The organism is Sphingopyxis sp. L1A2A (genome assembly GCF_005502465.1).
Classification (GTDB): Bacteria; Pseudomonadota; Alphaproteobacteria; order Sphingomonadales; family Sphingomonadaceae; genus Sphingopyxis.
The window spans coordinates 1-6,785 of record NZ_SCOT01000061.1; the positions used below are offsets into that span (position 1 = coordinate 1).

At 68.0% G+C, this 6,785-nt stretch carries 6 protein-coding genes; 4 read left to right on the plus strand and 2 right to left on the minus strand.

What is annotated here, in order from left to right:
* Positions 1-123 precede the first annotated feature (123 nt).
* On the minus strand, positions 124-1,020 hold the full coding sequence (locus FFS68_RS17570) for a LysR family transcriptional regulator (protein WP_137754495.1): 897 nt from the start codon (positions 1,018-1,020) through the stop codon (positions 124-126).
* A gap of 206 nt (positions 1,021-1,226) precedes the next feature.
* On the opposite strand from FFS68_RS17570, the gene bla reads away from it, so the two are divergent.
* Complete coding sequence (bla, locus tag FFS68_RS17575) at positions 1,227-2,099, plus strand: subclass B3 metallo-beta-lactamase (RefSeq protein WP_137754496.1); 873 nt, start codon at positions 1,227-1,229, stop codon at positions 2,097-2,099.
* A gap of 152 nt (positions 2,100-2,251) precedes the next feature.
* Here the strand turns inward: bla and FFS68_RS17580 are convergent, their stop codons facing one another.
* The gene (locus FFS68_RS17580; RefSeq protein WP_137754497.1) at positions 2,252-3,463 is read right to left on the minus strand and encodes an SPOR domain-containing protein; all 1,212 of its coding nucleotides are present in this window, start codon (positions 3,461-3,463) and stop codon (positions 2,252-2,254) included.
* Between the two features lie 243 nt (positions 3,464-3,706).
* On the opposite strand from FFS68_RS17580, the gene FFS68_RS17585 reads away from it, so the two are divergent.
* From FFS68_RS17585 to FFS68_RS17595, 3 genes are read left to right on the plus strand one after another with little or no spacing between them, the layout of a single operon-like run.
* Positions 3,707-4,429, plus strand: a complete 723-nt coding sequence (locus tag FFS68_RS17585; protein WP_088443538.1) for a ParA family protein — start codon at positions 3,707-3,709, stop codon at positions 4,427-4,429.
* 17 nt (positions 4,430-4,446) lie between these two features.
* Positions 4,447-5,142, plus strand: a complete 696-nt coding sequence (locus FFS68_RS17590) for a hypothetical protein (protein ID WP_137754498.1) — start codon at positions 4,447-4,449, stop codon at positions 5,140-5,142.
* A gap of 22 nt (positions 5,143-5,164) precedes the next feature.
* Positions 5,165-6,580: an SPOR domain-containing protein gene (locus tag FFS68_RS17595; RefSeq protein WP_137754499.1), complete on the plus strand. Its 1,416-nt coding sequence runs from the start codon at positions 5,165-5,167 to the stop codon at positions 6,578-6,580.
* The last annotated feature ends 205 nt before the right edge of the window (positions 6,581-6,785 follow it).

The following is a 6,785-nucleotide window of genomic DNA, read 5'->3' on the forward strand; positions in this document are numbered from 1 at the left end:
AGGGGTCGGGGGTGGGTGGCCGCCGAAGGCGGCGCTCTGCCTCGGCTCGCTAGCGCTCGCACCCACCCCTAACCCCTCCCTGAAAGGGAGGGGAACGTCTTAAATCCAACCCACTGCAGACCTTCAATCGCGTGATCGCGAGGCGCCTAGCTCTCCTGCAATTTCGCCGACGAGCCAGCCGCGAAAGCGCGCCATCGCGTCGCTTTCGGGACGCGACATCGGGCGGGTGAGCCAGTAGCGGCCGGCGTCGATGGTGACATCGAAGGGCTGGACGAGCTGTTCCGACGCGAGCTCGCGGGGGAACATCGCGGGCGGGGCGAGCGCGACGCCGAAGCCTGCCGCGGCGGCGCTCGCCATCAAGGCGCTGCTGTCGAAGACCGGGCCGCGGAGAACGGGGGCGGCGACCCCGGCGGCGGCGAACCACAGCGCCCATTCGTCGGCGCGGTACGAGCGCAGCAGGCGTTCGGGGATCAGGTCGGCCGGGGTTTTGAGCTTTGCGGCGATGGCCGGGGTGCAGAGCGGCGCCATCGGGGCGGCGAGGAGCGGTTCGGCGTGGGTGCCGTGCCAGGCGCCATCGCCAAAGCGGATCGCATAGTCGAGCGCCTCGCCCGCCAGATCGACGCGGTTGTTGTTGGTCGAGATGCGCAGGTCAATGCCCGGATGGGCGCGGGCAAAGGCGTCGAGGCGCGGGAGCAGCCAGCCGGTGGCGAAGGTGCCGACGACCCCGACCTTCAGCGCCTCGCGAAAGCGGCCGCCGCTATATTGATCGAGCGTGGCGGCGACGCGGTCGAAGGCGTCGGCGACGACGGGGACCAGCGCATGCCCCTCGTCAGTGAGTGCGAGGCCGCGCGGCAGGCGGTGGAACAGGCGGGTGCCGAGGCGGCGTTCGAGCTGGGCAACCTGATGGCTGACCGCGCCCTGGCTGACGCACAGCTCGATCGCGGCGCGGGTGAAGTTGAGGTGGCGGGCGGCGGCGTCGAAGGCGCGCAGGGCGTTCAAGGGCAGTTGGGCGCGGTCCACCGGTCATCTCCAGAAATTCGTCGCTATTTCCTGCGCCTCGTCACCCCGGACTTGATCCGGGGTCCAAACGCACGGGCGCGGCGCCAATCGATCCCGGATCAAGTCCGGGATGACGAGAGATATGAGAAACTCTCATGGCTTTGTCGAGAAATGATGCTTTGCCGGACGCGCCGCCGCTGGGCATTTTGACTGCGAAGGAGACGACAATGTTTGAAGCCATCAGCCTGTTCACCTGGCTTGCCGCCGCCAGCGGGGCGCCGGTCCCCGCGGTCGATCCGCTGACCCAGCCGATCACGACGTCGCGATCGGCCGAGTGGCTGGCGCCCGCCGCGCCCGAGAAGATTTACGGGCATAGCTATCTGGTCGGTTTTGGCGGGTTGAGCGTGGCGCTGATCGATACCGGCGCCGGGCTGGTGCTGGTCGATGGCGCGCTGCCGCAGGCGGCGCCCGCGATCCTGGCGAATGTCCGCAAATTGGGGTTCGACCCCAAAGACATCAAATTTATTCTGAGCACCGAGCCGCATTTCGACCATGCCGGCGGGCTGGCGGCGCTGGCGCGCGATACCGGCGCGACGGTGGTCGCCAGCGCGCGCGGTGCCGAAGGGCTGCGGTCGGGGCGCCACGCCGCCGACGATCCGCAGCTGGCCTATGGCGGCAGCTGGCCCGCGGTGACCACGCCGATGCGGGTGATGGCGGACGGCGAGGTGCTGCGGCTGGGTAAGGGGGCGATCACCGCGCACGCAACCCCGGGGCATACGATCGGCAGTATGAGCTGGAGCTGGCAGGCGTGCGAGGGCAAGACGTGCAAGGCGATCGTCTTTGCATCGAGCCTGAACCCGGTGTCGGCGGATGGTTACCGGTTCAGCAGCGCCGCAGGGGCGCCGTTTGTGGCGGGTTTTGCGCAAAGTTACCGCACGATGGAGGCGCTGCGCTGCGACATCCTGATATCGGCGCATCCCGACAATGCGGGCGAGGGGCGGTATAATGCGAGGCCGGGGGCGTGCCGGGCCTATGCTGATCGGTCGCGTCGGGCGCTGGCGAAGCGGTTGACGGCCGAGAAGGCGGAGGTTGCGAAGTAGCCGGTTGTTGATCCTCCCTGTCGCGTAGCGATGGGGAGGTGGCATTCCGCAGGACTGACGGAGGGGCTTTGGCGCTACCGTCGCTGCCCCTCCACCCCTTGCTTCGCAAGCGGTCCCCCTCCCCATGACTTCGTCACGGGGAGGATGTGGCGTTATTTATCGACGACCAGACAGGCCTGCCCGCTCTTGCTGAGCGCGGCGCAGAAGTTGTTGGCTTCGCCCTTGTTGGCAAAGCCGCCGGTCTGGAGGCGGGTGACCTTGCCGGTCTTGACGTAGGTCGGCCGGCGTGCGGCGACGGCAGGATATTTTTTGCCGAGCGACGCCCAGAGGTTGCGCGCATTGGCCTCGACCCCGAAGGCGCCGAGCTGGGCGCGCCAGGGGCTGGTACCGCCGGTGGCACGCGCCGGGGTCGGGGTTTCGCGGACTGCGATAGGCGCGTTGTTGGCGGGCGGTTTGGCTTTGGCCGGAGCGGGCGGCAGCGCGCCACTTGCGGGCGGCGGGGCATAGGTCGTACCCGGCTTTGCTTTGGCCGCGTCGGCAGCCGCGGTGGCTTCGGCGGCGGCGAGTGCGGCAGCCTGCGCGGCGGGCGTCGGCATGGTAGTGACGCTGGGCAGCGGCGGCAGTTCCACCGGCCGCCCGCGCGGCGGTATGGCAGGGATCACCGGCGGCGGCGAATAGTTCGCCCCGGGGACCGAGGCGGGCAGGCTGGCGGTCCGGATCGGCGAGGCGGGGGCGGGTTTTGCCGCGGGCGCCGCCGCGGCGGTTACCGCGGACAGGCGCGCGCGCGCCTCGTTCTTTTCGATTTCGGGCAGCATCGCGAGGCCGCGCTGGCGCTGGTCGAGCGGGATCAGGCTGTCGAGCTGCGCCAGACGCGCCGACGCGATGCCGAGCCCGGCGTCGCTGGCGCGTTTGGTCAGCGCATAGGCGCGCGGCAGATCCTGCGGCGCGAGGTCGCCGTTGAACAGCGCGGTGCCAAGGACATATTGGGCGCGCGGTTCGCCGCGTTCGGCCGAGCGGCGGATGAACGGCATCGCCTCGTCGCGGCGGTTGGCGGTGAACAGGACAAGGCCGAGATTATCCTCGGCCTGCAAATGCCCCTGTTTGGCGGCGCGGCGATACCAGGCTTCGGCCTGGTCGAGGTCGGCGGGAACGCCGCGGCCGAGCTTATAGGCCTGACCCAGGTTGAACTGGGCATCGGCATCGCCCGCCAGCGCCTCGGGGCGCCACTGCGCGACCGCGCCCTGATAGTCGCCGCGCTGCCACGCATCGACGCCATCCTTGACGTCGGCATAGGCGGGCGCGGTCAGCATCGTTACCGCGAGCAGCGGCAACGCCAACGAAACGGCGGTGCGGAAGTGACGCATCATATTCTCCAATGACTGGCATTGCTGCAGTCCCCGGGGGTTTCTTAGCGTGGAATGGCTAACACCGCGTTAGCAACCCCCGCCTTCTAGCATATTTGATCCATTTCGGGACAAGTGTCTCTTGAGGCCTTGTTAACCATGATGGCGAGCGAGCCGTTCACCTTCTTTTTATCATCGTTAACTCAATTTTAGCGCCCCGCATGGCATTCCACCGCCAATTCGTGGTTTTTCAGGGGGACAGCTGTGCGCGTTTTGGCATTGGCTTCACAAAAGGGCGGGTCGGGAAAAACGACCCTTTCGGGGCATCTTGCGGTGCAAGCGCAGCTTGCCGGTGCGGGGCCCGTCGTCCTGATCGACATCGATCCGCAAGGCTCGCTCGCCGATTGGTGGAACGAGCGCGAGACCGACCTTCCCGCCTTTGCCCAGACCACCGTGGCGCGGCTCGCGTCCGACCTGGAAATCCTGCGTCAGCAGGGCTTTAAGCTGGCGGTCATCGATACGCCGCCGGCGATCACGATGGCGATCCAGAGCGTGATTTCGGTCGCCGAACTGATCGTTGTCCCGACCCGGCCCAGCCCGCACGATCTGCGCGCCGTCGGCGCCACCGTCGACCTGTGCGAACGCGCCGGCAAGCCGTTGGTGTTCGTCGTCAACGGCGCGACCCCCAAGGCCAAGATCACCAGCGAGGCCGCGGTTGCCTTGTCGCAGCATGGCACCGTCGCCCCGATTACCCTGCACCACCGCACCGATTATGCCGCGTCGATGATCGACGGCCGCACGGTGATGGAAGTCGATCCGAACGGCCGGTCGGCCGAAGAGATCCGCCAGCTGTGGACCTACATGAGCGACCGGCTCGAAAAGAATTTCCGCCGCACGATTTTTGCCGCGCCGATCCCGACGCAGGGCAATTATGGTGCGGTTCGTCCGATGGGCGGTGGCTTTGGCCGCCGCATCGCTGGCCAGTGACGGGAGGGATCGGAACCATGGGCGAACCCAAACCTCTCGCATCGCTGAGCGCCGGACTGCTGGCCCGCAAGGGCGGCGCACGGCCCGCCATGCGCCGCCAGCCGCTGGGCAGCGGCCCCGCACCCACCAACGCCGTCGGTTATGATGACCTGGGCTGGAACGACATGGGCTATGACGTCGATCCCGATCAGTCGGGTGAGCCGGCGCGTATGCTGGATCTGAAGCCGTTGCTGACCGGTTCGGTGCCCGCGCATAATGTCGAGGCCGAACATGCGGTCGACGACAGCGTCGGCCATGAACTGACGGACGCCGTTGCCGACGATTATGGCGCCGAAGCCTATGGTGCCGAAAATTATGGCGCTGACGCGTTTGAGGCAGAGGCGCACGAAGTCCCCGAAATCGTCCGCCAGCAGGAATCGCTGATCGACCGGGTCGCCGCCGTGGCGCGCAAGGTCGAAGCCCGGCCGGTGCCGAAACCGAAGAAGGAAAAGGCGCCGCGCGCGCTGCGTGCCCGTGAAAAGGCGGCGTTCACGCTGCGCCTCGATGCCGAACGCCATCTGCGGTTGCGGCTGGCGAGTGCGGTGACGAACCGGTCGTCGCAGGTGATCCTGACCGACCTGCTCGACGAATATCTGTCTTCGCTGCCCGAAATCGACGCCATGGCGAGCCGCCTGCCGGCCGCACGCCCGACGCGCCAGACGATGCCGCGCTGACCGCAATCAAGGGGGACCTGACATGAACCGCAAGATGCTGATAAACTTGGCCGTTTCGGGCTTTGTCCTGAGTGTTGCCACCGGATGCAGCGGGATGGGCGCGATGGCCGAGGCGCCGTCGCGCGCCGCGGGCAAGCCCGCGGCCGCCGCCAAATCGGCGACGCAGGCACGCGCCGCGCTGGAGGCGGGCAAGGTCAGCAAGGCGGTCGGTCTGGCCGAAACCGCGGTGGCCGCGAGCCCGCGCGACGCGAGCTATCGCGCGCTGCTGGGGCAGGCGTACCTCAACGACGGGCGCTTTGCATCGGCCACGAGTGCGCTCACCGAAGCGATGGAATTGGGCGCGAGCGACAGCAATACGATCATTGCGCTGACGCTGGCGCAGATCGCGCAGGGCAAGACCGCCGAGGCGATCGCGCTGCTGCAAGCACACCGCGATACGGTGCCCGCGTCGGACATCGGACTGGCGCTGGCGCTGGCCGGCGATAGCGAAGGCGCGATTTATGTGCTGAGCGAAGCGGCCCGCGCCCCCGAAGCCGGCGCGCGCACGCGGCAGAATCTGGCGCTCGCCTTTGCCCTGTCGGGCCGCTGGGCGCAGGCGCGCATCCTGGCGTCGCAGGATTTGTCGGCCGCCAAGCTGGAAGCGCGGATGGCCGAATGGTCGAAATTGGCCGAAACGCCGAACTCGCCGCTGCGCGTCGCCAGCCTGATCGGCACCAGTGTGCGGGCGGACGCCGGTATGCCGGTCCGCCTGGCGCTGAGCAATTTTGGTGACACGCAGATGGCGGCCGCCGCACCCGTCGGCGCACCCGCGGTCGAACTGGCCAGCGCCGATCCGGCGCCGGTCGCCGCCTATGCGCCGCCGCCGCCGGTGGTCGCCCCGGTGCTGGCTGATGCGAGCAGCGCCATTCGCAGCGTCGAACTGCCGATGCCCGAGCGGAACGCCAATGGCGCCGTGCCGGTCACCGAATTGCCGCAACCGGCCCCCGCCGCCGAAGTCATCATGGCCGACGCGGCTCCCTATCGCGCCGCGCCGCGCGTCGCGGGTGAGGGGCGTATCCGTCCGGCGCAGCAGCAGGCGCTGGAACTGGCGACGGTGCTGATCCCGAAAGCGATCGCGTTCAACGCCAAAAAGCCGACCGGCTGGGCGGTGCAATTGGGCGCCTATGACAGCCTGGGCATCGCCAAGGAAAAATGGGGCGGGCTGAAAAAACGCAGCGCCATGCTGGCCAATTTCCCGGCATCGAGCCACGCCGCGGCGGTCAAGGGCCGCACCTTTTATCGCCTGACGGTCAACGGTTTGGCGACCCGCGCCGATGCGAATAATCTGTGCCGCGAGCTGAAGGCGCAGGGTCAGACCTGTTTCATCCGCGCGATGGGCGGCAGCGAGAGCATCCAGTGGGCGTCGAAAGTCGGCCCGCTGCGGCTTGCTTCACGGTGATTTGAGCTTCCCAGCCTGTCGGCGGGATACACGGAAAAGGGGTGCGGACGCAGAGCCGCGCCCCTTTTTCTGTTGGGGGAGAGCGATCGGTTGCGACCGCAAAACCCTCCCCATCGCAAGTCGATGGGGAGGATTCGCCGGCTTCGTTTCCGCCTTGAAGCTCCCACCACCGCCTTGCCCCTGTCCCCGCCGCGTGCAATAGGCG

Bases quoted from the DNA above. Each gene is read 5' to 3' on its own strand.
- bla (WP_137754496.1), top strand. From the start codon at position 1,227: ATGTTTGAAGCCATCAGCCTGTTCACCTGGCTTGCCGCCGCCAGCGGG.
- FFS68_RS17580 (WP_137754497.1), bottom strand. From the start codon at position 3,463: ATGCGTCACTTCCGCACCGCCGTTTCGTTGGCGTTGCCGCTGCTCGCG.
- FFS68_RS17590 (WP_137754498.1), top strand. From the start codon at position 4,447: ATGGGCGAACCCAAACCTCTCGCATCGCTGAGCGCCGGACTGCTGGCC.
- FFS68_RS17595 (WP_137754499.1), top strand. From the start codon at position 5,165: ATGAACCGCAAGATGCTGATAAACTTGGCCGTTTCGGGCTTTGTCCTG.